The sequence below is a fragment of the Streptomyces sp. NPDC002835 genome (assembly GCF_053591995.1).
The window spans coordinates 25,893-51,036 of sequence record NZ_JBSFUW010000045.1 but is presented as its reverse complement, the minus strand read 5'-3'; the positions used below and the strand labels follow the sequence as shown (position 1 = coordinate 51,036).

Genomic DNA, 25,144 nt, shown 5'->3' with positions numbered 1-25,144 from the left:
CCTTGTTTTTTGGGGTTTTCTGGAGTTCTGAGGTGTGCGCTCCGCACCGCCCCCAACCCGCGGGGCGGCCCCCCCCCCCCCCCCGCGCCGGCGATTGAGGCCACCGCGCGGAGCGCGGTACCGGACCCGCCCTGGGCCCGCCCACCCGGCGGCACGGGCCCAGGGCGGGTCCGCCCGGGGCGTACGCCAGGACGGCGGCGAACCGGGACACCCCGCCGCCCCCGCCGCCGCGTCACGGCAGCAGTCGCTGCTCCTTCGCGACGGCGACCGCGCCCGCTCGGGTGTCGACGCCGAGTTTGGCGTAGATACGGCCGAGGTGCGTCTTCACGGTCGCCTCGCTGATGAACAGGGCGCGGGCGATCTCGCGGTTGCCGAGGCCGTGGGCGAGCTGGCCGAGGATGTCGCGTTCCCGGTCGGTCAGCGACGGGCCGGCCGCTCCGCGCATCCGGTCCATGACGCGGCTCGCGACGGGCGCGGAGAGCGCGGTCCGGCCCTGCGCGGCCGCCCGGATCGCGGCGAACAGTTCCTCCGGCCGCTCGGCCTTGAGGAGGTAGCCGGTCGCCCCCGCCTCGATGGCGCGGGTGACGTCGGCGTCGGTGTCGTACGTGGTCAGCACCAGCACGTGGACGTCGGGCGAGGCGATACGGCGGGTGGCCTCGACGCCGTCGATGCCCGCGCCGAGCTGGAGGTCCATCAGGACGACGTCCGGCTTCAGCTTGGCGGCCATGGCGACGGCCTCCTCGCCGCTGCCGGCCTCGCCGACGACCTCGATGTCGGCCTCGCTGCCGATCAGGGCGAGCAGCCCGGCGCGTACGACGGCGTGGTCGTCGCAGAGCAGGATGCGTACGGCGGTCATGGGCGGACCTCCAACGGAATCGCGGCGGACAGCACGGTGCCTTCGCCGGGTGCGGACTCGATGGTGAGGGTGCCGCCGAGCTGGTCCGTACGGGCCCGGATCGCGGGCAGGCCGTGTCCGCGCTGGCCGTTGGGCGGTGCCGCGCCGGGCCGGGCGCCGGGGCGGGCGGCCGCCGGGTCGAAGCCGCGGCCGTCGTCCGCGACGTCGAGGACGACCTGGTCGTCGAGGACGGTGAGCGTGAGCGTCGCGGTGCTCGCGTCCGCGTGCTCCCGCACGTTCGCCAGTGCGCCCTGCGCGATCCGCAGCAGCGCCGACTGGGCGGGCTGGGGTAGCGGCACGTCGGGTCCGTCGAGGTGGAAACAGACCGTGAGGGTGCCGGTCGTCTCCCGCGCCGCCAGGGTGCGCAGCGCCTGCGGCAGGCTCCCGCCCTCCGCGAGGTCCGCCGGGGCGAGGTCGTGGACGAACCGGCGGGCCTCGGCGAGGCTGCGCTCGGCGATCGACTCGGCGGTGCGGACATGGCCGCGCGCGTTGGACGGGTCGGTGTCCCAGGTGCGGTCGGCGGCCTGGAGCAGCATCTGCTGGCTGGACAGGCTCTGCGCCAGGGTGTCGTGGATCTCCATGGACAGCCGCTGCCGTTCCGCGAGGGTGCCCTCCCGCCGTTCGGTGGCGGCGAGTTCGCGGCGGGTGCGGACCAGGTCGTCGATGAGCGCCCGCCGGCGTTCCGCGAGCCGTTCGGCGTGGATGAAGACGGCTGTCGCCACGGCGGCGACGGAGGGCGGGGCGAGGATCAGGTTCGGGTCGAGGCCGCCGTCCGCGAGCCGCAGTTGTGCGGCGACGACGAACAGCGTGAGCAGGGCGACCAGGGCGATGGCCGCGCGGGTCGGCAGGGCGCGCAGCCCGGTGTAGAGGAGGGGGACGGCGCACCAGGCGAAGCTCGGCGCGAGCACCACGAGGACGACCCAGACGGCCACGACGGTGAACAGCCACAGCAGCCGGCGGGGTGTGGCGCGCGGGCCGAACACCGGGCCGACCGTGTAGAGGACCGCGAGGGCCACCGAGAGGCCGATGATCCACGGGGAGCGGAACTCCCAGGGGTGGCGCAGCAGATAGCGGGCGAGGGAGGCGCCGAGCAGCAGGAAGAACGCCGTGTGCATCACCCGGGCCAGCCAGCGGGCGTCGGGGTCCCGCTCGTCGGCGCCCCGATCGTCGGGGTTCCGCTCGTCGGCGTCCTGATCGTCCCGGACGTGCTCCCGCCGCACCACCGTCTCCTCGCTCGTCCTGCCTGGCCCGTCCGTTCATCGTGGCCCGGCGGGACCAGGCGGGCATCAACCGATCGGCCGACCCCTGTGTCGTCCATCATGCGCGGCAGCGGCAGCCGGAGCGTGGACCGGGCGGGGCGCCGCGCGGCCGGAGGATTGATGGCGGAACGACCACCGCGGCGGATCAGCCGCCCTCGTGAAGGAGCCACCCCAGATGAAGAAGACCATGATCGGTGCCGTCACCGCCGCCGTCGTCGCCGCCGGTACGTTCGGCGCGGTGTCCGCGAACGCCTCCGCCCCGGCCGCCGAGTCCAGGGCCGCCGTCACCGCCGACCTCTCGGACCGCAGCCTCCAGCAGTCCACGCATCTGACGATCGACGCCGCGACCAGGGCCGCGCAGGCCGCCCTCGACGCCGCGGAGAAGGAGAACCAGCGCGTCACCGTCGCCGTCGTCGACCGCAACGGCAACACGATCGTCACCCTGCGCGGCGACGGCGCGGGCCCGCAGTCGTACGAGTCGGCGGAGAAGAAGGCGTACACGGCCGTGTCGTGGAACGCGCCCACCTCCGAGCTGACGAAGCGTCTGGAGCAGGCCCCGAACCTGAAGGACATCCCGGGCACGCTGTTCCTCGGCGGCGGCGCGCCGGTGCAGGTCAAGGGCGCGCCGGTCGCGGGCATCGGGGTGGCGGGCGCGCCGAGCGGCGACCTGGACGAGAAGTTCGCGCGGGCGGGCGTGGCGGCACTCGGCCGCTGAGCCGGCGCGGCGCGCTGAGGGCCGGGTCGTGGGGGCCGGGTCGTGAGGGCGCCCGGGGGCCGCGTCCCGGGCCGGCCCCGGCCACGGCACCGGGAACGAGGCTGGCCCGCCTCCCGGGCCGGGCCCCCGGGAACGCGGCCGTCCCCCGGAACGCGGCAGGGCCCCGGCCGGAGCCGGGGCCCTGCTGGGTGAGGCTGCGTCAGAGGTTGACGCCGAAGTCGCGGGCGATGCCCTCGAGTCCGGAGGCGTAGCCCTGGCCCACCGCGCGGAACTTCCACTCCGCGCCGTTGCGGTAGAGCTCGCCGAAGACCATGGCGGTCTCGGTGGCGGCGTCCTCGCTGAGGTCGTAGCGGGCGAGCTCGGTGCCGCCGGCCTGGTTGACGATGCGGATGTAGGCGTTCCGCACCTGGCCGAAGTTCTGGCTGCGGGTGACGGCGTCGTAGATCGAGACCGGGAAGACGATCTTGTCGACGTCGGCCGGCAGACCCGCCAGGTTGACGTTGATCTGCTCGTCGTCGCCGCCGCCCTCGCCGGTGCGGTTGTCACCGGTGTGGACGATGGTCTGGTCCGGCGTCGCCTTGTTGTTGAAGAAGACGAAGTGGGCGTCGGAGGCGACCTGGCCCGCCGGGTTCACACCGATCGCGGACGCGTCGAGGTCGAAGTCCGTGCCGGTGGTGGTGCGGACGTCCCAGCCGAGGCCGACCGTGACGGCGGTCAGGCCCGGTGCCTCCTTGGTGAGCGAGACGTTGCCGCCCTTGGACAGGCTTACTGCCATTGGGAAGTCCCCTTCAATTCGATTCTGCGGGCTTACGGGTCCTCCCGAAGCTACCGTCACAGGTCATAACGCGGGGAGGGGACCGTCAGGTTCCTTCCGGACCCAAAAGAGGATGACGTACCGCGCCGCACACGGGACCATGGACGTCATGTCCGGGCCCTACATCATCCGCGGTTCCGTCTCCCTGCCGGAGGCGGAGCTCATCTGGCGTTTCTCCCGGTCGTCGGGGCCCGGCGGACAGCACGTCAACACCAGCGACTCCCAGGTGGAGCTCCGCTTCGACCTGGCGAAGACCGAGGCGCTGCCGCCGGTCTGGAAGGAACGCGCGCTGGAGCGGCTCGCGGGCCGGCTGGTGGGTGGCGTGATCGCCGTACGCGCCTCGGAGCACCGCTCTCAGTGGCGCAACCGGGAGACCGCGGCGGTTCGTCTGGCCTCGCTGCTGGCCGAGGCGACCGCCCCGCCGCCGCGCCCCCGCCGGCCGACGAAGATCCCGCGGGGCATCAACGAGCGCCGGCTGCGGGAGAAGAAGCACCGCGCGGAGCGGAAGCGCGGCCGCTCGGGCCGCGACTGGTAGCGCGCCCCGCGACCGAGGCCGCCGAACCCGGCCGCCCCACCCACGCCCCGTAGACGCCCCACCAGCGGACCCCCGAGCGCCCCTCACCCCAACTGCCGGTACCGCCCCCGGAAGTAGGTGAGCGGTCCCGCCACCTGGTCGGCCAGGCCCGCCTTCAGGACATGGCCGATCACCAGCGTGTGGTCCCCCGCCTCCACCCGCTGCTCCGTACGGCACTCCAGCGTCGCCAGCGCGCCCACCACCAGCGGCGCCCCGCACACCTCGCCCCGCTCGTGGGCCAGGTCGTCGAAGAGCAGTCGGTCGCTGAACCGCCCCTTCATCGCGAAGCGCCCGGCGATCTGCCGCTGGTTCTCCGAGAGCACGGACACGCCCCACAGCGGCTGCTCGGCGAGCAGGTCGTCCATCCGAGAGCCGTTGCGCAGGCTGACGAGCACCAGCGGCGGGTCGAGTGAGACGGACATGAAGGCCGTGGCCGTCATCCCCACGTCCTCACCGCGCGGCCCGTGGTCGGCGTCGTGCGCGGTCACCAGCACCACGCCGGCGGCCAGTCGGGACATGGCGGCACGGAATTCCTCGTTGCTCACCCCCTCAGGATGGGGGATGGCGGACGCGGTCGGTGCGGAGGTCGTGTGCAACACACAACGAACGCTACTGGCGGCCGCTTCGCCGCCGCATCGGCCCCTGGGACCAGCCGGGTCCTAGGTCTGCGGCCCCACGAGCACGCGTAACCATGGGTACGGACCAATGGTTTTGTGTTCAATAATTGACGCCGGGGTAGCAGGCTGCCAGGTGCCCGACCTTATCTGACCGTTCATCACCTGATGTGACTTGAGTCACAGAGGACAGTATTTGTTGACCCTGTGTACCGAGCGGGCTGCTCGCTGTGATTCAGTGGCCGGGATACCGCTACAAGTACGCCAATCAGACGCCCTGGAGTTTGCTGTCGAGGTCTCGGGGAGAGCGAGCGATGGAGACCGAGTCGGAGCCCTATGTCCGTCTTGCGACCCTGCGGCAGCTGCACCGGGTCGTCGCGGAGCTCAACACGGCCCGCAGCCTGGCCGACACCCTGCAGACCGTCGCCGACGGAATCGTCGTCGGCCTGGGTTACGAACTCGCCTGCGTCAACCTCGTCCGCCCCGACGGTGACCTCGTCGTCGCCGCATTCGCCGGCAGCGCCGCCGCGGAGGCGCTGATCACCGGGCGGGTCGGCTCCCGCCCCTCCTGGGACCGCCGCCTGTCCATGGGCGAGGCGTGGGGCGACCTGCGCTTCATCCCGCACACCGAGGGCTGGGTGCTCATCGAGGACGACGTGCCCCAGTGGCACACCGACGGCCCCGAGCCCCGCTTCGAGGACGAGTGGCACCCGCAGGACCGTCTCTACGCCCCTATGTACGCCTCCGGCGGCGGGCGCGAACTGCTCGGCGTGATATCCGTCGACCGCCCGCGCAACGGCCGCCGCCCCGGCCCCTGGGGCCAGGAGGCGCTGCAGATGTACGCCTCGCAGGCCGCGATCGCCATCAGCAACGCACGACTTCGCGCCAATATGCAGCGCGCCCTCGTCCGCCTCGAGCGCGAGCAGCAGGCGCTGCGGGCCAGCGAGGAGTCCTTCCGCCAGGCGTTCGAGTACGCGCCCAGCGGCATGGCCATCGCCGAGATGGGCGGCGACCAGCACGGCCGGCTGCTGCGCACCAACGACGCGCTCTGCCGGCTGCTCGGCCGCCCCGCCTCCGCGATGCGCCGCTACTCCTTCGCCGACCTCGTCCACCCCGAGGACGTGGGCACGCTGCTGCGCACCTCCGCCGAGGGCGGGCGCGCGGAGATCAGACTCGGCCGCAGGGACGGCTCCTACGTCTGGGTGTCGCTGCGGAACTCGGTCGTCGCCGACACGGCCGACGGACCCCGCTTCCTGCTCACCCACGTCGAGGACATCGAGGACCGCAAGCGCCACGAGCTCCAGCTCGCGCACCGCGCCTCGCACGACGCCCTCACCGGCCTGCCCAACAGCGCCGAGCTGCGCGCCCGGCTCAGCTCCCGGCTGTGCGATCGCCCGCACGCGGCGTACGCGACCGACATCGAGGCGCTCGACGCCGCGTACGACACCGACCACGCCTTCCACAGCGACGGCTTCGACTTCGACGCGGTCGGGGCCCGGCCGTACGACCACCATGTGCACACCGTGGCGCCGGACGACGAGATCGACGACGGCGCCAAGGGGCTCGCGGTCCTCTTCTGCGACCTGGACGGCTTCAAGTCGATCAACGACCGGTTCGGTCACCAGACCGGGGACGCCGTCCTCGTCGAGGTCGCGCGCCGGCTCGCCACCGGGGTGCGGGACGGTGACACGGTCGCCAGGCTCGGCGGCGACGAGTTCGTGGTTCTGGCGGACGGCCTCGGCGCGGCGGACGCCGCGGACCTGGCCGTACGGCTGCGGAACGCGATCATCCTGCCGATCAGGGTCGGCGGCCGCGGGGTCCGGGTGGGCGCCAGCTTCGGCATCGGGTGGGCGAGCTGCGGGATGTCCGTCGAGGAGGTCCTGCAGTCGGCGGACCAGCGGATGTACATCGAGAAGCGGTCCCGCTCGAAGGTCCACCGCCGGGCGGGATGACCGTCCCGTTCTGTGGTGATGTATCACACCTCGGCCGTGCCCGGCCTGGTGACCGGGCGGTCGTCGGACCCGATGAGGCCCATGCCACCCAACGGGGTGTATGGAACCGGGTAGGCTCGCCACGCGTCAGCGTTGTGCTGGCGAGATGGTGAGGAGTGACTGGGATGACGGCCGCGAACAACGGCGCGAGCACGCCCGAGGACGAAGACCCGTTCGGTTACCTGTACGCCGACGGGCAGCAGGCGGGCGCCACGCCTCCCCGCCAGGGTGGCTACGGCTACCCGGGTCCGGCCGCGCAGCCCGGGGTTCCCCGCACCTCGTACAACCAGGTCCGCACGGTCGGCGAGCGCCAGTACGGCCAGAACGTCCCGCAGCAGCAGGCGTACGGCCAGCAGTCGACGGCCGCGTACGCCGCGCCCGAGACCTACCCGGGCGCCGCCGCCCAGACACGTCAGGTGCCGGTGCCGCCCCCGGGCGGCCACGGTCACGGTGGCCACGGCGGTGGCCGGGGCGGCGGCCCCAACACCAAGGGCCTGCTGATCGGCGCGATCGCGGTCGTCGCGGTCGTCGTGATCGGCATCGCCGCGGCGCTGATGTCCGGCGGCGACGAGAAGGAAAAGGCCGGCGGCACCGGCGCGGACGGCACCAATCCGCCGGTGGCGGAGTCGGTCAAGCCCAGCGACGACGCCTCGGACAAGCCGGAGGAGCCCGTCGAGCTGCCCAAGCAGGACGCGGCGACGCTGCGGCTGGAGGGGGCTGCGGCCGCGGCCGACGCCGTGCCGGGCGCCAAGGGCACCAACGGCGCCTATGTGATGTTCCAGGGCGTCGGCGGCTCCGCCTCCTGGTCGGTGGACGTGCCGAAGGCCGGTGCGTACACGATGTACATCACGTACAGCGTGCCCGGCAAGGACGCCAAGACCAGCCTGACGATCAACGGCGGGGAGCCCCGCGAGATCAACATGGCGAACTTCGCGAAGGCGGAGGAGGGCGACTGGGAGAAGGGCTGGACCAACACCTACGCCTACGTGAACCTCGAGAAGGGCAAGAACGACCTCAAGATCTCCTGCGAGCAGGGGAACCAGTGCGAGGCGTATCTCGACCAGGTCTGGCTCGAGGCCGGCCAGAACAAGAAGAGCTGAGGCCCACCGGCCCCTGAACGACCCCTCATCTGAAACCCGTCCCCGTCCCGGCCGCGCCCCGCGGCCGGGACGCGGCGTTTCACCGGGACTTCGGGCGGGTCACTTCCCCGGCGCCGGCGCCGGGTGCTCGACCACCGTGACCCGCGGCAGCAGTTCCTCGTAGGCCGCCGCGTCGAACTCGCCCGCCGCCGGGGCCAGGACCGTCGCCGCCGAGAGGGCCACCGCCCGGGCCAGCCGCTCGGGCCAGGGGAGGCCCGCGACGAGTCCGGAGAGCAGGCCGGCGACCGCCGAGTCGCCCGCGCCCGTCGGGTTGCCCTTGACCTGCTCGGGCGGGGTGGCCTGCCAGGTGCCGTCCGGGGTGGCGGCGAGCAGCCCGTCGGGGCCGAGGGAGGCGGCGACGGTGTGGGCGCCGCGGCGGCGGGCGTCGCGGGTGGCGCGCAGTGGCTCGCGGGAGCCGGTGAGCCGGGCGAGTTCGTCGGCGTTCGGCTTGATCAGGTCGGGGCGGGCGGCGACGCCGCGGCGCAGCGGTTCGCCGCTGGTGTCGAGGAGGACCGGGACCTCGGCGGCACGCGCCCGGCGCACGAGCTCGGCGTACGCGCCGACGTGGATGCCGGGCGGCAGGCTGCCGCACAGCGCGACGGCCTCCGCGTCCCGCAGGAGCGCGTCGTACGAGGAGAGGAAGGCGGCCCACTCGGCGGGGGTGACGGTGGGGCCCGGTTCGTTGAGCTGGGTGGTGTCGCCGGCCGCGTCGTCCGCGACGGCGAGGGTGCGGCGGGTGTTGCCGGCGACCTCGACGAGTGCGTCGTGCGGCGCCAGCGGGGCGAGCATCCGGCGCAGTACGGCCCCGGTGGGCCCGCCCGCGAATCCGGTGACGACGCTCTCGTGGCCGAGCGCGGCGAGCACGCGGGCGACGTTGACGCCCTTGCCGCCGGGGCGCTCCGTGACCTCGCGGACGCGGTGGACGGCGTGCGGGGTGAGGGCGGCGACCTGGTACGTGATGTCGAGCGCGGCGTTGAGCGTGACCGTGAGGATCACCCCTGCACACCCCCGAAGAACGCCGCTGCCGTGTCTGGTACGGGTCCTGATCATGCCAAACGGCAGGCGGTCGGCCCAAGACCCGGTGACCGACCGCCTGCCGTTAGGTGTCGCGTGATCAGCCCACTTGGGGGTCGATGACCCATTCGCCGCGGCGCATGACGCCCTTGAGCGCGAAGCCGGCGTCGAGCACGACGAGGTCCGCGTCCTTGCCGGTCTCCAGTGAGCCGACCTTGTCGTAGACGCCGAGCAGCTTGGCCGGGTTGGCCGAGATGGCGGCGACGACGTCCTCGACCGGGAGGCGGTCGACGGTGACGGCGCGCCGGAAGGCGGTGTCCAGGGTGAGCGTGGAGCCGGCGATCGAGTGGCCCTCGACGAGCCGGGCGACGCCTTCCTTGACCTCGACCTCCAGGGGCCCGAGCTGGTAGCGGCCGTCGCCGAATCCGGCGGCGTCCATGGCGTCCGTGATGAACGCGACCCGGCCGGCGCCCGCGCTGCGGAAGGCCAGCTCCAGGGCGGCGGGGTGCAGATGCGTCCCGTCGTTGATCAGCTCGACCGTGACCCGCTCGTCCTCGAGCAGCGCGGCGATCGGCCCGGGGGCCCGGTGCCCGAGCGCGGGCATCGCGTTGAACAGGTGGGTGGCGACCGTGGCGCCCGCCTCGATGGCCTCGCGGGTCTGCTCGTACGTGGCGTCCGTGTGGCCGATCGCGGCGATCACGCCGTGTTCGGCCAGCAGCCGTACGGAGTCGATGCCGCCGGGCAGTTCGGTGGCGAGGGTGACCATCCGGGCGGCGCCGCGGGCGGCGTCGATCAGCTTGCGGACCTCCGCCGGGTCGGGGTCGCGCAGCAGGTCCTCGCTGTGGGCGCCCTTGCGGCACGGGGAGATGAACGGGCCCTCGAAGTGGATGCCCGCGAGGTCGCCCTGCTCGACCAGTTCGGACAGGAAGCCGGCCCGGTGGGCGAGGAAGTCCATGTCGCCGGTGACGGTGGAGGCGACGAGGGTCGTCGTGCCGTGCCGCCGGTGCGTCAGCACGCCCCGCAGGACGTCCTCCGCGGTGCCCGAGGTGAAGGACGCCCCGCCGCCGCCGTGGTTGTGGATGTCGACGAAGCCCGGGACGACCCAGTGGCCGGACAGGTCGTGCACGGACGCGTCGGCGGACGCCTCCGTGACGATCTTCGTGCCCTCGACGACGACCCGTCCGCCTTCGACGGTCCCCGTCGGCAGCACCACGCGGGCACCGGCCAGGACGGTGCTCTTCGGGTGGCGCGGGCTTCTGGTGTGAACCGTGCTCGTGGCGCGAGCGGCGCTGGCGGCCATCAGGCGGTTACCTCCGTGGCGAGTAGATCCCAGGCGAGCAGCCCTGCGCCCAGGCATCCGGCGGTGTCCCCGAGGGCCGCCGGGACGATCGTGGGCAGCTTCTGGAACGTGACGCGTTCCGCCACCGCCGCCCGAAGGGGTGTGAACAAGGTTTCCCCGGCCTCGGCCAGGCCGCCACCGATGATCAGCGTGCGGGGGTCCAGGAGGGTGAGCGCCATGACGAGGCCGTCGGCGAGCGCGTCGACGGCCTCCTGCCACACCGCGGCCGCCTTCTTGTCGCCGGCCGCGACGGCCTTGGCGCAGTCGGCGGCGTCGGCGTCCGGGTCGCCGCTCGCGGCGGCCCAGGCGCGGGTGACCGCGGCGGCGGAGGCGAGCGTCTCGAGGCAGCCGCGCTGCCCGCAGCCGCAGGCGGGGCCGCCGGGGCGGACGACGACGTGGCCGATCTCGCCGGCGCAGCCGTGGGCGCCGGCCTCGATGGCGCCGTCGATGCCGATCGCGCCGGCGATGCCGGTGCCGAGCGGCACGAACAGGAACCGGTCGGCGCCGCGGCCCGCCCCGATCCGGCCCTCGGCGAGGCCGCCGGTGCGGACATCGTGCCCGAGGGCCACGGGGACGGAGCCGAGCCTCTGGCTCACCAGCTTCCGCAGCGGGACGTCGCGCCAGCCGAGATTGGCGGCGTAGACGGCGATGCCCTGCTCGGCGTCGACGATGCCGGGCACGGCGACGCCCGCGGCCTCGGCGGACGTGCCGAAGTGCCGCTGCCCGTGGGCGCGCAGGTCCTCGGCGAAGCCGAGGATCGACTCGACGACGGCGTCCGCCCCGCGCTCCCGCCCGGTCGCGCGCCGCGCCTCGTACAACAGCGCGCCGTCCGCCCCGACCAGGGCAGCCTTCATACCGGTGCCGCCCACATCGAGGGCGATGACGTGTCTCACGTGAACAGTCTGGCGGGTGAACCCGGAATAGGTCTAGTCCACTGCCCGAGATTGTTGCCACGCCATACAAACCGGCGGCCTCGGCCGAACCCCCGTATCAGGGCCGAACGGGTGTCCAGGCGGGCCCGTCGGAGCGGCCCGGCGGTCAGCCGAGGATCACGCTGCGCGAGAGGTGGCGGGGGTGGTCCGGGTCCAGGGCCTGCGACTCGGCCAGGGCCACCGCGAGGCGCTGGGCGCGCACCAGGTCCGCCAGCGGGTCGGCGTCCTGCCGGGCCACGAGCGTGCCGCCGGCGCGGGCGACGTCGCCCGCCAGGCCCTCCGGGAGCGCGCCGAGGACCCAGGTGACGCGCCCCGGGCGGGTGACGGCGATGGGGCCGTGGCGGTACTCCATCGCCGGGTACGCCTCCGTCCACGCGCCCGCCGCCTCCCGCATCTTCAGCCCGGCCTCGAGCGCCAGCCCGTAGGTCCAGCCCTGTCCGAGGAAGGTCCACTGCTCGGCGGTGACCACGGCCTCCGGCAGCGGCTCGGTCAGCGCGAGCTCCGCGTCCACCGCCGCCTGCGCGACCGGCTTGACGCCCGGCAGCTCCCCGAGCCCCGCCCGCAGAAACGCGAGGGCCGTCGTGGCGAAGCGCGTCTGGACGACGGACTCCTCGTCCGCCCAGTCCAGCACCGCCGCCGCGTCGGCGGCCCGCACGACCGGCGCCGCGGGGTCGGCGGTCAGCGCGAGCGTGGGCACCCGGCCGCCGAGCCGGGCGAGCAGGTCGAGGACCTCGGTCGTCGTGCCGGAGCGGGTGATGACGACCACACGGTCGTACGCGCGGCCCGCCGGGAACTCCGACGCGGCGAACGCGTCGGTCTCGCCCAGCCCCGCCCCCTCCCGCAGCGCCGCGTACGCGAGCGCCATGAACCACGACGTCCCGCAGCCGGTCACGGCGACCCGCTCACCCGGCCCGGGCAGGCCCTCGAACGCCGCGGCGGCCTCGGCCGCCCGGCGCCAGCAGGCGGGCTGCGTGGCTATCTCTGCTGCGGTACGCGACATGCGGTGAGGCTCCTCGGGGGCGGGCGGCCATGACCCGACGTGCATAGCAGCCGTCGTGTCGCGGCGGCAACGGTGCCCGGCGGCGGTCCCGTACCGCAGGCGCGGGCGTTGTGAAAGTGAGACCGCAGTGGTGTAGACCTTATGGGCCGGATGGGGGAGGATCGCTCCTCATCTCACAGGACGTCGCGGGGGACGACTGCGAACAAACGGACAAAACGAGCAGCAGAGGGTGGGGAAGAGCTGTGCAGCGGCGCTTCTTGGGTCTGACCGCGGCAGTCGCCGCACTCGGAATGACGGTGTCGCTGGCGGGCTGCGGCACGTCCGGCGGTTCCGGTGACGGCGTCACCCTCAAGCTGGTCGCCGCGGACTACGACGTCGCCGGCGGCGAGAGCAGCAAGAAGTACTGGGCCGACCTGACGGCCGCGTTCGAGGCCGACAACCCCGGCATCGACGTCGACGTCCAGATCGAGTCGTGGAACGACGTGGACCGCAAGGTCGCCGAGATGGTCAAGGCCGGCAAGGCCCCCGACATCGCCCAGATCGGCGCGTACGCCGACTACGCGGCGGCCGGCAAGCTGTACTCCGCCGACCAGATGCTCTCCATACCCGTCCAGTCCAACTTCCTTCCCCCGCTCACCGACGCGGGCGAGATGAAGCGCACCCTGTACGGCCTGCCGTTCGTCGCCTCCACCCGGCTGCTCTTCTACAACAAGGAGCTCTTCAAGGAGGCCGGGATCACCGGCGCCCCCAAGACCTGGGACGAGCTGAAGAGCGACGCGGAGCTGCTCAAGCTGAACACCGGCGCCCAGTACCCCTTCGCCCTCCCGCTCGGCCCCGAGGAGGCCCAGGCGGAGACGATGATGTGGCTGCTCAGCGGCGGTGGCGGCTACACCGACGAGCTCGGCAGATACGCGATCGACTCCCCGCAGAACATCGAGACCTTCGAGTGGCTGAAGGAGAACCTGGTCGACGCGGAGCTCACCGGCCCGGTCGCCCCCGCGAAGCTCAACCGCAAGGACGCCTTCGCCGCCTTCACCCGCGGCGAGGTCGGCATGGTCAACGGCCACCCCTCGCTGCTCCAGGCCGCCGAGAAGGCCGGCGTCGACGTCGGCACGGTGGCGCTGCCCGGCCGGGAGGGCCCGGCCGAGGCGTCGATGGGCGTCGCCGACTGGATCATGGGCTTCGAGCAGAACGGCCACCGCAAGGAGATCGGCACGTTCCTGGACTACCTCTTCACCGACCGGAACGTCCTGGACTTCGCCGGCCAGAACGATCTGCTGCCGGTGACGGTCTCCGCCCAGGAGGCGATGCGGAACGACGCGGAGCACGCGGACCTCAAGGAGTTCCTGGAGGTGCTGCCCGGCTCCGTGCTGCCGCCGGTGGGCAAGACCTCGTGGGCCGCGGCCAGCGAGGACATCAAGAAGAACATCGGCGAGGCGGTGGGACCGGGCGGCAGCCCCGCCCGCACACTGACCCGGATCTCCCAGGACGCCAGGGCGGCCGAGGCCGCGGAGTAGCGCCGCCGGCGTTGTCCACAGGGGCGGTCGAACGTCAGAAGGCGCCGATATGTTGGATCGTATGACCGAGGACCAGGGACCCGACGACCCGGCGACGGACGACCAGTCGGCCACCGGCCGGGAGCTGTCCGCGCGCGACCGCGCCGTTCTGGCCATGGAACGGCGGTCCTGGCGCGGACCCGGTGCCAAGGAACGGGCCATCAGGGAGCAGCTCGACATCTCCCCGGTCCGCTACTACCAGCTGCTCAACGCCCTCCTCGACGACCCGCGCGCCCTCGCCCACGATCCGGTCACGGTCAACCGGCTGCGCCGTGTGAGGGACGCGAGGAGAGGTCGGCGCTAGGGTCGGAGGCATGGGCAGCTCCCCGTACGCAGAAGCAGCAGACTCCCTGCCGACGCCGTCCACCCCCGCCGGCCGGGACGGCCTCGCGGCACTCCTCGAACGGCCCGGCAGAGCCGTGATCGCCTTCGACTTCGACGGCACGCTCGCCGAGATCGTCCCCGACCCCGAGCAGGCGCGCGCCCATGAGCGCGCCGTCCCCGCGCTCGCCGCGCTCGCGCCGAAGGTCGCCTCCGTCGCGGTGATCACCGGCCGCCCGGCCGGGGTCGCCGTCCGCTACGGCGGCTTCGCCGGCGTCCCGGGCCTGGAACACCTCGTCGTCCTCGGCCACTACGGCGCGGAACGGTGGGACGCCGTCACCGGCTCCGTCCGCGCACCGGCCCCCGACCCGGGCGTCGCGGCGGCCCGCGCCGAACTCCCCGGCTTCCTCGACGGCATCGGCGCCTGGCAGGGCACCTGGATCGAGGAGAAGGGCCGCGCCGTCGCGGTCCACACCCGCCGCGCCACCGACCCCCAGGCCGCCTTCGACGCGCTGCGCGACCCCCTGGCGGCCCTCGCCTCCCGCCACGGCCTGGTCCTGGAACCGGGCCGCCTGGTCCTCGAACTGCGCCCGCCGGGCATGGACAAGGGGGTCGCCCTGTCCGAGTACGTCCGCGAGACCGGCGCGGAAACGGTGCTGTACGCGGGGGACGACCTGGGCGACCTCGCCGCGTACGCCGCCGTCGAAAAGTTCCGCTCCGACGGAATGGCCGGCCTGCTGGTCTGCAGCGGCAGCGAGGTCACCGAACTCGCGGAACGCGCCGACCTGTTGCTCCCGGGCCCCGCCCAACTGGCCGACTTCCTGGCGGCCCTGGCACAGCGCCTCCAGTGACCTGAGCCGGACAGCTCCCGAGGGCTTCCGGCTCGGGTCACCAGCCGTTGCGGTCGCGATACCTGCGCAGTCGTGGAGCGCGTACGGCGGGCAGCCCCGACCAGGGTGTCCACGAAGGCGCGGTGGTGCGGCACCAGCGGCCACCAGGGGTACGGCAGGTTGTAGTCGTCGCGCAGGACATCCTTCGGGAGCGCCCCGGTCGCGGGCAGTGGCGAGGTCTCGCACGGGTGGGCGAGGTACGCCCAGACCCCGCTGTCCAGCGGCACCACGGCGCCCTCGTCGCCGGGTGGCCGCCAGGGTGCGCCGGTGAGCGGGTGGCGGGGAACGAGGAGGACGTCGGGGCGGGGCCGGGGCGTGCGGATCCCCGGGCCGGCCAGCTCCACCGACCGGGCCCCGGGCCCGGTGGGGAGGCACTGGCCGACGGCGTGGCCGAGCAACTCGGCGACGGGGCCATCGGGGAGGCTCACCGGGCGGGATCCGGTGACCGCCACGAGGTGGGCCAGCGCGACCCCGGACTCGGCTAGCCGTCCTCGCGCAGCGCGTTCAGCTGGTCGAGGAACCACTGCCGCGGCGGCAGCGCGGTCGCTGCCGCCGCCAGGCGCTTGGAGCGTTCGGCGCGGTCGTCGGCGGACATCGTCAGGGCCTCGTGGAGTGCGGCCGCGGTGCCGCTGACGTCGTACGGGTTGACGGTCAGGGCGTCGTCGCCGAGTTCCTCGTGGGCGCCGGCCTCGCGGGACAGGACCAGGGCGCAGCCGAGGTCGGTGACGACGGGGACCTCTTTGGCGACCAGGTTCATCCCGTCCCTGATCGGGTTGACCAGGACGACGTCGGCCATCCGGTAGGCGGCCAGTGAGCGGGCGAAGTCGTCCTTCACATGGACGACGACCGGCGTCCAGCCGTCCGTGCCGTACTGGGCGTTGATCCCGTCGGCGACGCGGGAGACCTCGGCCGTGTACTCGCGGTAGACCGCGAGGTCCTGGCGGGAGGGGTAGGCGAGCGCGATGTGCACGACGCGTTCGCGCCACTCGGGGCGCTGCTCCAGCAGCTCCCGGAAGGCCAGCAGCCCGCGCACGATGTTCTTGGACAGTTCGGTGCGGTCGACGCGGACGATCGTCCGCCGGCCCTCGCCCGCCTGCTCCCGCAGCGCGGCCAGGCGCTCCTCGACGTCGGGCCGCGCGGCGCGCTCACGCAGGAAGTCGGCGTCGGCCCCGAGCCCGTGCACCCCGAGCCGGGTCCGGTGGCGGCCGCGGCCTTCCATGTGGAACTCGAAGGCCGGCTCGTTGTCCTTCGGCCACACCGACGTCCCGTCGTACGGGGCCAGTACGGTGGTGGCGCAGCTCTGGAAGGCACGCATCCAGCGCTTGGTCAGGAAGCCGAGCCGGTCCGCGCCGAGCATCCCGAGCATCAGCTCCTCTGCGATGTCGCCCGGGAGCATCGCGAAGTACTCGGGGGGAGCCCACGGGGTGTGCGAGAAGTGCCCGATCCGCAGGTCCGGGCGGAGTTCGCGGAGCATCCCCGGCACCAGCGCCAGGTGGTAGTCCTGCACCAGCACCGCCGCGTCGTCGGCCGCCTCCACGGCGAGCGCCTCGGCGAACGCCCGGTTGTAGAGCCGGTACGCGCCCCACTGCCGCCGGAACTCCTGGCCGAAAGCGGGCTCCAGGGGCGTCTGGTAGAGCATGTGGTGGACGAACCAGAGCACCGAGTTGGCGATGCCGTTGTACGCGTCGTGGTGGACGGCCGCGGGGATGTCCAGCATCCGTACGCCGGGCTCGCCGACCCCGCGCCGCACGGCCTCGCGGTCACCGTCGCCGAGGGCCGCGCACACCCACAGCGACCTGGCGTTCGAGCCGATGGCCGACAGGCCGGAGACGAGTCCTCCACCGCCGCGGCGGGCGTCGAGCTCTCCGTCCTCGTTCAGCGCGTACGAGACTGGGCCGCGGTTGGACGCGACGAGGATCTGGGCTGCGTCGGAGACCATGTGCCGAACCCTAGCCCGTACCGCTGCCGCTAAAACATGCGTACGTCCGGTTCCGGGCAGGGGCCGCGGCGGCTCCGGGACAGCCGGCGCACCCCCCGCGCGGTCCCGTCACGGGTCCCGGCGGCCGCGGGTGGCGGCGAGGGCGACGAGGCCCGCGGCCGTGAGACTCAGGGCGATGCCGCCCAGGAGCCAGAGCTGTTCCGTCGTGGCGCCGGTGCGGGCCATCTCCACTTGTCTCGCCGCCGTCGCGGGGGTCGCCGGGCCGAGGGTCGCGGCGGTCGTGACGGCCAGTACGCCGAGCAGCCGGGTCAGCCGGTCGTGCGCGGCCAGGGGCGTGGGCCTGCGGTGCCTGCCGCGCGCCGGAGCAAGAAATCCGATGAGTCCCATATGTCGGAAATGTAGGCAAAATGACCGGCAGGTCTCGCTTATGCCGCGCGACGCGCCGCGTACTCACTGATCTCGAGCATCGGCGGCCGCTCCTCCGTGTCCACCTGGTAGGTCCGCGGGGCGAAGCCGTTCTCGACCCGGTCGAACTGGGTGATCGACGGACGTACCAAGTGCGGCCGGGAGAGCCGCAGTTGCGCCGTGCGGTAGATCGTCGCGGCCATCCTGCCGAGCGCCTGCCCGTCCTGGTGGCGGTGCTTGCGGGTGCCGACGTCGACCTGGGCCAGCGCGTCGAGGCCGACCAGGTTCAGCGAGTCGACCAGCAGGCCCAGCTCCACGCCGTAGCCGACCGGGAACGGGAGGCGCTCCAGCAGCGAGCGCCGCGCCGCGTACTCGCCGCCGAGCGGCTGGACGAAGCCGGCCAGCTGCGGCCAGTGCAGATTGAGCAGCGGCCGGGCCACGAGCTCGGTCACCCGTCCGCCCTGGGCGGGCGCGCCGTCGGGGCCGGGCCCGGCGCCACCGCCGAGCGGGCGGTCGTACATCGCCTTGACGAACTGGACCTCCGGCTCGGTCAGCAGCGGCCCGACGATGCCGGAGACGAAGTCCGGCGAGAAGTCGCGCAGATCCGAGTCGCAGAAGCAGACGATGTCGCCGCCGGTCACCAGGAGCGACCGCCACAGCACCTCGCCCTTGCCGGCCACGGCGGGCAGGCCGGGCAGGATCGCGTCGCGGTGGACCACCCGGGCCCCCGCGGCCGCGGCGACCTCGGACGTGCGGTCGGTGGACGCGGAGTCGACGACGACCAGCTCGTCGACGAGCGGGACGTTCTCCATCAGCTCGCGGCGGATGATCGTGACGATGTCGCCGACCGTCGCTTCCTCGTTCAGCGCGGGAAGCACGACGCTGACCGTCGTACCCCGCCTGACTTTGGCGGATATCAGCCGGTCGAGGGAGCGGTCGGACGCGGACCAGGAGCGTCGGCTCAGCCAGCGGGCCACCTCATCGAGCACTTCGGGTCTCCCTCGGCAGTCGGCAAACAGGCGGTGAACAGTGGTCTGTGATCCATCTCGCGGTTCGGACGACTATCTCAACCGTCCGGGGCTTCGGTTACAGTCTTGAACAACGCGAACGACCCTCGCATCTCGGGGGGTCCACGCACACAAACGCCCGGACCGCACGTCCGGAGCCATACCGCTCATCCAGAGGGGCAGAGGGAACGGCCCGTTGAAGCCCCGGCAACCCTCCCGCCGACCGCGAGGTCAACGGTGGGGAAGGTGCCAATTCCGTCTTGTGGCGAAATGCGTCACAAGGAAGATGAGGAGAAAGGGCCTCGCCATCATGGCTGCGCAGACCGTCGCAAGCACCAGCACCTCCGCCCCCGCGTCCACCTCCGTGGACCTCGGCCCCGCCGCCGCCCTCGCGTGCCGGGAATGCGGACAGCGTTTCGAACTCGGCCCCATCTTCGCGTGTGCGGAGTGTTTCGGGCCGCTCGAAGTCGCATACGACCTGCCGAGCGGCAGCCCCGAAGAGCTGCGGAAGCGGATCGAGGCCGGCCCGGCCAACATCTGGCGCTACGCCCCGCTGCTGCCCGTCCCCGCCGACGTGGCCGACAAGCCCAACCTGAACCCGGGCTGGACCCAGCTCGTCAAGGCCGACAACCTCGCCCGTGAACTGGGCGTCACCGGCGGTCTGTTCATCAAGGACGACTCCGGCAACCCGACGCACTCCTTCAAGGACCGCGTCGTCGCCCAGGCCCTCGAGGCCGCCCGCGCCTTCGGCTTCACCACCCTGTCCTGCTCCTCCACCGGCAACCTCGCGGGCGCGGTCGGCGCCGCCGCCGCGCGGGCCGGTCTGCGCTCCTGCGTGTTCATCCCGCACGACCTGGAGCAGGGCAAGGTCGTCATGGCCGCGGTGTACGGCGGCGAACTCGTCGGCATCGAGGGCAACTACGACGACGTCAACCGCTTCTGCTCCGAGCTCATCGGCGACCCGCTGGGCGAGGGCTGGGGCTTCGTCAACGTCAACCTCCGCCCGTACTACGCGGAGGGCTCCAAGACCCTGGCGTACGAGATCTGCGAGCAGCTCGGCTGGCGGCTGCCGGACCAGCTCGTCGTGCCGATCGCGTCGGGCTCGCAGCTCACGAAGATCGACAAGGGGCTGCAGGAGCTGATCAAGCTCGGTCTGGTCGAGGACAGGCCGTACAAGATCTTCGGCGCCCAGGCGGAGGGCTGCTCGCCGGTCTCCGCCGCCTTCAAGGCCGGGCACGACGTGGTGCGTCCCCAGAAGCCGGACACCATCGCCAAGTCGCTGGCCATCGGCAACCCGGCCGACGGCCCGTACGTGCTGGACATCGCCCGCCGCACCGGCGGCGCGGTGGAGGACGTGACCGACGAGCAGATCGTCGACGCGATCAAGCTGCTGGCCCGTACCGAGGGCATCTTCGCCGAGACGGCGGGCGGCGTGACCGTGGGTGTGGCCAAGAAGCTGATCGAGGCGGGCGTCCTCGACCCGACTCTCACCACCGTCGTGCTCAACACCGGCGACGGCCTCAAGACCCTCGACGCGGTCGCGGAGACCTCCCAGGCGACCGCCGTCATCCGCCCGAGCCTGGACGCGTTCCGCGACGCCGGCCTGGACCGCTGAGACCCGCCCGAGACCCAAGGAAGGCTGCACACATGAGCGTCAACGTCCGCATCCCCACCATCCTCCGTACGTACACGGGCGGCCAGGCCGAGGTCGCCGCGGAGGGCGCGACCCTCGCCGAGGTCATCGCGGACCTCGAGAAGAACCACACCGGCATCGCGGCCCGCGTCCTGGACGACCAGGGCAAGCTGCGCCGGTTCGTCAACGTGTACGTGAACGACGACGACGTCCGGTTCGAGCAGGGTCTGGAGACGGCCACGCCGGAGGGTGCGGGCGTGTCGATCATCCCCGCGGTCGCCGGCGGCTGATCTCTCCCCAGGGAATTACCCGCAGTTACCTGATTGCCCTCTCCGCCCCAGAAGCGGAGGGGGCAATTCTGCATGGTTGAGCGCGGTAGAGTCTGGGAAGCCCCCTCCGCCGGCTGCTCGTGAATGCTCCGAGTTCCGCAAGAATGCGGCCAAAGTACGTGATCGAATTGCCACTTAGGCGCCTTTTGCCGGGCCCGACTTGCCCCGGAATTCCATGGAATCAGATGGATCGGCCGTTCGGTCCTGCCCAGATTTCTCGTCCGATTGACCTGTTGCAGAGGGCAGTTGGGCAGATACATTCAGCCGCGGTCGACGCGTTCCGGCGCACACCCCTCCTGCTGGGGTGGAGATATGACCCGGGTCCGCGAAGTGCGGTCCTGCGCAAGGGCCAGTAATAGGGGAGTTAGGCATGGCTCAGGGCACCGTCAAGTGGTTCAACGCGGAGAAGGGGTACGGCTTCATCGCGGTCGACGGTGGTGCGGATGTTTTCGTCCACTACAGCGCGATCCAGATGGACGGTTACCGCACCCTTGAAGAAGGTCAGCGAGTCGAATTCGAGATCTCGCAGGGCCAGAAGGGTCCGCAGGCTGACATGGTCAAGCTCGCCGTCTGATCCAACTGATCCAGGCGCGTTCGGCCACCGACGCACTCACGCATGAGGGGCTCGCCTCCCGGTCACCGGGATGCGGGCCCCTCACGCGTGTCCGGACGCCTGCGCGTCGACGCCGCGCTGTCCACAGGCGCTTGTGCCCACCCTCCCCCAGAACTTCGCCTGGGAGGTGCCCCCACCGACCACCGCCCCTCAAGGAGCCTTCTTCGAAGGCGCTTGCACTCTCGGGGGTCGAGTGCTAATCATTGCGTTAGCACTCTCCTAGTGAGAGTGACAGAACTTGGATCGAGTCGGTGAGGTCCGCGGGCCGGGTGGGGCAAGGAACCACATGGCGCGCAGGCCGTCCGTCGCGGGCGCCGGATGCGATCCGAAGCAATCCACCCCAGTCCGGGAGGACCACTTCACATGGCCAAGATCATCGCGTTCGACGAGGAGGCACGGCGCGGTCTCGAGCGCGGGATGAACCAGCTCGCCGACGCCGTCAAGGTCACCCTTGGCCCCAAGGGTCGCAACGTCGTCCTCGAGAAGAAGTGGGGCGCCCCCACGATCACCAACGATGGTGTTTCCATCGCCAAGGAGATCGAGCTCGAGGACCCGTACGAGAAGATCGGCGCTGAGCTGGTCAAGGAAGTCGCCAAGAAGACGGACGACGTCGCCGGTGACGGTACGACCACCGCGACCGTCCTCGCCCAGGCGCTCGTCCGCGAGGGCCTGCGCAACGTGGCGGCCGGCGCCAACCCGATGGCCCTGAAGCGCGGCATCGAGCGTGCCGTCGAGGCCGTCTCCGGCGCCCTGCTCGAGCAGGCCAAGGATGTGGAGACCAAGGAGCAGATCGCCTCCACCGCCTCCATCTCCGCCGCCGACGTCCAGATCGGCGAGCTCATCGCCGAGGCCATGGACAAGGTCGGCAAGGAAGGCGTCATCACCGTCGAGGAGTCCCAGACCTTCGGTCTGGAGCTCGAGCTCACCGAGGGTATGCGCTTCGACAAGGGCTACATCTCGGCGTACTTCGCCACCGACATGGAGCGTATGGAGGCGTCCCTGGACGACCCGTACATCCTGATCGTCAACTCCAAGGTCGGCAACGTGAAGGACCTCCTTCCGCTGCTGGAGAAGGTCATGCAGTCCGGCAAGCCGCTGCTGATCATCGCCGAGGACGTCGAGGGCGAGGCCCTGTCGACCCTGGTCGTCAACAAGATCCGCGGCACCTTCAAGTCCGTCGCGGTCAAGGCTCCGGGCTTCGGCGACCGCCGCAAGGCCATGCTGAACGACATCGCCATCCTCACGGGCGGCACGGTCATCTCCGAGGAGGTCGGCCTCAAGCTCGAGAACGCCGGCCTGGACCTGCTGGGCCGCGCCCGCAAGGTCGTCATCACCAAGGACGAGACCACGATCGTCGACGGTGCCGGTGAGAGCGACCAGGTCCAGGGTCGCGTCAACCAGATCCGTGCCGAGATCGAGAACAGCGACTCGGACTACGACCGCGAGAAGCTCCAGGAGCGTCTGGCGAAGCTGGCCGGCGGCGTGGCCGTCATCAAGGCCGGCGCCGCGACCGAGGTCGAGCTCAAGGAGCGCAAGCACCGCATCGAGGACGCCGTTCGCAACGCGAAGGCGGCCGTCGAGGAGGGCATCGTCGCCGGTGGTGGCGTGGCTCTGCTCCAGGCTTCCTCGGTCTTCGAGAAGCTCGAGCTCCAGGGTGACGAGGCGACCGGTGCCAACGCCGTGAAGCTCGCGCTGGAGGCCCCGCTCAAGCAGATCGCCGTCAACGGTGGTCTCGAGGGTGGCGTCATCGTCGAGAAGGTGCGCAACCTGCCCGTCGGCCACGGCCTGAACGCCGCGACCGGTGAGTACGTCGACATGATCGCCGAGGGCATCATCGACCCCGCGAAGGTGACCCGTTCCGCTCTGCAGAACGCGGCCTCCATCGCGGCGCTGTTCCTCACCACCGAGGCCGTCATCGCCGACAAGCCGGAGAAGGCCTCCGCGGCCGCTCCGGGCGGCATGCCGGGCGGTGACATGGACTTCTGATCGGCCCCTGGTCGATCAACCGTCCTTGACCGAGGGCGGCACCCCACTGAACGGGGTGCCGCCCTCGGGCATTTTCTCCCCGGGGCGTTTCATGCGGAGAAACCGGTACACAGTGTGAGATGCGGCACGACCGGAATGTCTTTTCAGCGGGACGAGGCCCTGGTTAGCTCTCCCAGAGCTTTGAACGGAAGAAGTGCTTCCGCGGCCTGGGGCAGCAGCCGTACGTGACCCGTACGCAGGCGGCCCGAGCCGAGCCCCGACTCACAAAGACCCGGGACGCACCACATCATGAGCACGCTCAACACCTGGATCGTCGACATCAATGATGTCTTCTGGACCTATCTGCTGATTCCCCTGGTGGCCGTGGCCGGCCTCTGGTTCACCTTCCGCTCCAGGGCGGTCCAGCTCCGGATGCTCCCGGACATGTTCCGTGTCTTCAGGGACAAGCCCGCCGACGGCGTCTCCCCCTTCGGGGCGTTCACCATCTCCGCCGCCGCCCGTATCGGCACCGGCAACATCGCCGGCGTGGCCACCGCCATCACCATGGGCGGGCCCGGCGCGGTCTTCTGGATGTGGATGATGGCCCTCGTCGGTGGCGCCTCCGCGTTCGTCGAGTCCGTCCTCGCCCAGCTCTACAAGGCGCGCGGCAGCGAGCCCGGCACCTACCGCGGCGGCCCGGCGTACTACATGGAGCGCGCGCTCGGGAAGCGCTGGCTCGGTGTGCTGTTCGCCGTGCTCATCACCCTGACCTTCGGCTTCGTCCTCACCGCCGTGCAGTCCAACACCATCACCGTGGCCGTCAAGGGCTCCCTGGACGGCGGCGCGGACTCCGGCTGGTTCGCCCCGGTGCTCGGCGTCGTGCTGGCCGTGCTGCTCGCGATGGCCGTGTTCTTCGGCGTGAAGCGCCTCGCCGCGGTCACCAAGGTCCTGATCCCGGTGATGGCGACCGTCTACCTGCTGCTCGGCCTCGTGGTCGTCCTCTTCAACATCACCGCCGTCCCCGGGATGATCGCCGACATCGTCGGCGGCGCGTTCGGCTTCCGCGAGGTCGCGGGCGGCGCGGTCGGCACGGCGATCCTGCAGGGCGTGCGGCGCGGCATGTTCTCCAACGAGGCCGGCATGGGCTCCGCGCCCAACGCCGCCGCCTCCGCGGAGACCACCCACCCGGTCAAGCAGGGCCTGGTGCAGACCGTCGGCGTCTACTTCGACACCCTGGTCGTCTGCAGCATGACCGCCTTCATCATCCTCAGCGCCAACCCGACCCTGGGCGAGCGCGGCGGCGCGGACGTCACCCAGTCCGCGCTCAACCTGGCGCTGGGCGACTGGGCCGGTCACATCCTGACGCTGGTGGTCTTCATGGTCGCCTTCAGCTCCATGATCGGTAACTACTACTACGGCGAGTCCAACATCCGGTTCATCACCGGCAGCAGGTCCGCGATGACCGGCTACCGGGCGGTCGTCCTGGCCTGCGCCGTGCTCGGCGCGATGGGCTCGGTCAGCATCGTGTGGAGCCTCGCCGACATCACCATGGGCGCCATGGTCTTCGTCAACCTGATCGCGATCCTGCCGCTGTCGGTGATCGCCTTCCGGCTGATGGACGACTACACGGCCCAGCGCCGCGCCGGACTGGACCCCGTCTTCACCCGGGACCGCATCCCCGGCCTGAAGGGCGTGGAGTGCTGGGAGCCGGCCGGCACGGACACCGACGGCGAGCAGCCGCTCGCGGCGGCGCACGGCGGGCGGTGACACGGACTTCCTGCCTCTGATCCTTCCCGGATCGGACCTGTCCGCAGGACCGAGGGCGGTACCCCACTGAACGGGGTGCCGCCCTCGGGCGTTCCCCGGCGCGTCCCCCGGTCTCCCCGGTCCGGACGCGGCGGGGAACGACGTGACCCCACCTGTCATGCGCATTGCGGCAAAACCTGCCACGCGCGTTCCCACCATCGGCACCAAGCGGTCAGCGCCCTCGCCCGGCCGGCCCCGGGGCGGCAAGCATGGCTGCCGAGCGGTCGACCGGCCGCCCCCTGTGAGAGAGAGGACTGAACCATGGCGAAGAAGGCTTACGAGACCCCGGAGTTCGTTTCCGCCGGCTCCTTCCGCGACGTCACCGGCTTCGTGGTGATCCTGGGCAACGACGGCACCGGCCGCGGCTGGTTCTGACGGACGCCCGGAGGAACCC

The 25,144-nt window shown here is 71.9% G+C and carries 24 protein-coding genes and 1 riboswitch; of the genes, 13 read left to right on the top strand and 11 right to left on the bottom strand.

Translation table 11 applies throughout. The features are described 5' to 3' along the window. Positions 1-232 precede the first annotated feature (232 nt). Positions 233-856: a response regulator gene (locus ACWD01_RS32560; protein ID WP_451166907.1), complete on the bottom strand. Its 624-nt coding sequence runs from the start codon at positions 854-856 to the stop codon at positions 233-235. Next, positions 853-2,010: a sensor histidine kinase gene (locus tag ACWD01_RS32555; protein WP_451166919.1), complete on the bottom strand. Its 1,158-nt coding sequence runs from the start codon at positions 2,008-2,010 to the stop codon at positions 853-855. The genes ACWD01_RS32560 and ACWD01_RS32555 overlap by 4 nt, the downstream gene beginning before the upstream one ends. Positions 2,011-2,329: 319 nt before the next feature. Here ACWD01_RS32555 and ACWD01_RS32550 point away from each other — a divergent pair, with 319 nt between their 5' ends. Next, the gene (locus tag ACWD01_RS32550; RefSeq protein ID WP_451166906.1) at positions 2,330-2,869 is read left to right on the top strand and encodes a GlcG/HbpS family heme-binding protein; all 540 of its coding nucleotides are present in this window, start codon (positions 2,330-2,332) and stop codon (positions 2,867-2,869) included. A gap of 199 nt (positions 2,870-3,068) precedes the next feature. Here the strand turns inward: ACWD01_RS32550 and ACWD01_RS32545 are convergent, their stop codons facing one another. Then, complete coding sequence (locus ACWD01_RS32545; RefSeq protein WP_451166904.1) at positions 3,069-3,644, bottom strand: TerD family protein; 576 nt, start codon at positions 3,642-3,644, stop codon at positions 3,069-3,071. Positions 3,645-3,783: 139 nt separating this feature from the next. Between ACWD01_RS32545 and arfB the strand changes: the two genes are divergently transcribed. After that, complete coding sequence (arfB, locus tag ACWD01_RS32540; protein ID WP_451166917.1) at positions 3,784-4,218, top strand: alternative ribosome rescue aminoacyl-tRNA hydrolase ArfB; 435 nt, start codon at positions 3,784-3,786, stop codon at positions 4,216-4,218. Between the two features lie 83 nt (positions 4,219-4,301). Here the strand turns inward: arfB and ACWD01_RS32535 are convergent, their stop codons facing one another. Next, a complete protein-coding gene (locus tag ACWD01_RS32535; RefSeq protein ID WP_451166902.1) occupies positions 4,302-4,802 on the bottom strand; it encodes a flavin reductase family protein in 501 nt (166 codons plus the stop codon). A 383-nt stretch (positions 4,803-5,185) separates the two neighbouring features. On the opposite strand from ACWD01_RS32535, the gene cdgB reads away from it, so the two are divergent. Both cdgB and ACWD01_RS32525 read left to right on the top strand, forming a co-directional pair. Further along, positions 5,186-6,823 (top strand): diguanylate cyclase CdgB, encoded by a 1,638-nt coding sequence (gene cdgB / locus ACWD01_RS32530; protein ID WP_451166900.1) that lies wholly within the window; start codon positions 5,186-5,188, stop codon positions 6,821-6,823. A 164-nt stretch (positions 6,824-6,987) separates the two neighbouring features. Next, a complete protein-coding gene (locus ACWD01_RS32525) occupies positions 6,988-7,962 on the top strand; it encodes a carbohydrate-binding protein (protein WP_451166899.1) in 975 nt (324 codons plus the stop codon). 99 nt (positions 7,963-8,061) lie between these two features. Here the strand turns inward: ACWD01_RS32525 and ACWD01_RS32520 are convergent, their stop codons facing one another. The 4 genes from ACWD01_RS32520 to ACWD01_RS32505 all read right to left on the bottom strand — a co-directional run bounded on the left by ACWD01_RS32520 (position 8,062) and on the right by ACWD01_RS32505 (position 12,286). Further along, positions 8,062-8,997 carry a 1-phosphofructokinase family hexose kinase gene (locus ACWD01_RS32520; RefSeq protein ID WP_451166898.1) on the bottom strand — a complete coding sequence of 312 codons (936 nt, stop codon included), beginning with the start codon at positions 8,995-8,997 and terminating at the stop codon, positions 8,062-8,064. A 118-nt stretch (positions 8,998-9,115) separates the two neighbouring features. Further along, complete coding sequence (gene nagA / locus ACWD01_RS32515) at positions 9,116-10,315, bottom strand: N-acetylglucosamine-6-phosphate deacetylase (protein WP_451166897.1); 1,200 nt, start codon at positions 10,313-10,315, stop codon at positions 9,116-9,118. Next, positions 10,315-11,247 (bottom strand): ROK family protein, encoded by a 933-nt coding sequence (locus tag ACWD01_RS32510; protein ID WP_451166895.1) that lies wholly within the window; start codon positions 11,245-11,247, stop codon positions 10,315-10,317. Before ACWD01_RS32510 ends, nagA begins: the two co-directional genes overlap by 1 nt. A 145-nt stretch (positions 11,248-11,392) precedes the next feature. After that, positions 11,393-12,286, bottom strand: a complete 894-nt coding sequence (locus ACWD01_RS32505; RefSeq protein WP_451166893.1) for an SIS domain-containing protein — start codon at positions 12,284-12,286, stop codon at positions 11,393-11,395. Positions 12,287-12,528: 242 nt separating this feature from the next. Between ACWD01_RS32505 and ACWD01_RS32500 the strand changes: the two genes are divergently transcribed. The 3 genes from ACWD01_RS32500 to otsB all read left to right on the top strand — a co-directional run bounded on the left by ACWD01_RS32500 (position 12,529) and on the right by otsB (position 15,014). Then, positions 12,529-13,803 (top strand): ABC transporter substrate-binding protein, encoded by a 1,275-nt coding sequence (locus tag ACWD01_RS32500; RefSeq protein ID WP_451166891.1) that lies wholly within the window; start codon positions 12,529-12,531, stop codon positions 13,801-13,803. A gap of 61 nt (positions 13,804-13,864) precedes the next feature. After that, complete coding sequence (locus ACWD01_RS32495; RefSeq protein WP_451166889.1) at positions 13,865-14,146, top strand: DUF3263 domain-containing protein; 282 nt, start codon at positions 13,865-13,867, stop codon at positions 14,144-14,146. Positions 14,147-14,156: 10 nt separating this feature from the next. After that, complete coding sequence (gene otsB, locus ACWD01_RS32490; RefSeq protein WP_451166888.1) at positions 14,157-15,014, top strand: trehalose-phosphatase; 858 nt, start codon at positions 14,157-14,159, stop codon at positions 15,012-15,014. A 520-nt stretch (positions 15,015-15,534) separates the two neighbouring features. On the opposite strand, the gene ACWD01_RS32485 is transcribed toward otsB, so the two are convergent. The 3 genes from ACWD01_RS32485 to ACWD01_RS32475 all read right to left on the bottom strand — a co-directional run bounded on the left by ACWD01_RS32485 (position 15,535) and on the right by ACWD01_RS32475 (position 18,386). Beyond that, positions 15,535-16,992, bottom strand: a complete 1,458-nt coding sequence (locus ACWD01_RS32485; RefSeq protein ID WP_451166886.1) for an alpha,alpha-trehalose-phosphate synthase (UDP-forming) — start codon at positions 16,990-16,992, stop codon at positions 15,535-15,537. Positions 16,993-17,100: 108 nt separating this feature from the next. Further along, positions 17,101-17,379 (bottom strand): hypothetical protein, encoded by a 279-nt coding sequence (locus tag ACWD01_RS32480; protein WP_451166884.1) that lies wholly within the window; start codon positions 17,377-17,379, stop codon positions 17,101-17,103. 38 nt (positions 17,380-17,417) lie between these two features. Then, positions 17,418-18,386: a glucosyl-3-phosphoglycerate synthase gene (locus ACWD01_RS32475; RefSeq protein WP_451166882.1), complete on the bottom strand. Its 969-nt coding sequence runs from the start codon at positions 18,384-18,386 to the stop codon at positions 17,418-17,420. A gap of 182 nt (positions 18,387-18,568) precedes the next feature. Further along, positions 18,569-18,697, top strand: a riboswitch (SAM riboswitch). A 17-nt stretch (positions 18,698-18,714) separates the two neighbouring features. Between ACWD01_RS32475 and thrC the strand changes: the two genes are divergently transcribed. The 6 genes from thrC (at position 18,715) to ACWD01_RS32445 (ending at position 25,125) form a co-directional block, all read left to right on the top strand. Next, positions 18,715-20,019 carry a threonine synthase gene (gene thrC / locus ACWD01_RS32470; protein ID WP_451166881.1) on the top strand — a complete coding sequence of 435 codons (1,305 nt, stop codon included), beginning with the start codon at positions 18,715-18,717 and terminating at the stop codon, positions 20,017-20,019. A 32-nt stretch (positions 20,020-20,051) separates the two neighbouring features. Further along, on the top strand, positions 20,052-20,327 hold the full coding sequence (locus tag ACWD01_RS32465; protein ID WP_046258800.1) for a MoaD/ThiS family protein: 276 nt from the start codon (positions 20,052-20,054) through the stop codon (positions 20,325-20,327). Between the two features lie 409 nt (positions 20,328-20,736). Continuing rightward, entirely contained in the window at positions 20,737-20,940 is a 204-nt protein-coding gene (locus ACWD01_RS32460; RefSeq protein ID WP_005315736.1) for a cold-shock protein, read from the top strand. A 402-nt stretch (positions 20,941-21,342) separates the two neighbouring features. After that, positions 21,343-22,965, top strand: coding sequence for a chaperonin GroEL (gene groL, locus ACWD01_RS32455; RefSeq protein WP_356898910.1), 1,623 nt, complete (start codon positions 21,343-21,345; stop codon positions 22,963-22,965). A gap of 288 nt (positions 22,966-23,253) precedes the next feature. Beyond that, positions 23,254-24,711, top strand: coding sequence for an alanine/glycine:cation symporter family protein (locus tag ACWD01_RS32450; protein WP_451166879.1), 1,458 nt, complete (start codon positions 23,254-23,256; stop codon positions 24,709-24,711). A 300-nt stretch (positions 24,712-25,011) separates the two neighbouring features. After that, positions 25,012-25,125, top strand: coding sequence for a keywimysin-related RiPP (locus tag ACWD01_RS32445; RefSeq protein WP_451166877.1), 114 nt, complete (start codon positions 25,012-25,014; stop codon positions 25,123-25,125). Positions 25,126-25,144 lie beyond the last annotated feature (19 nt).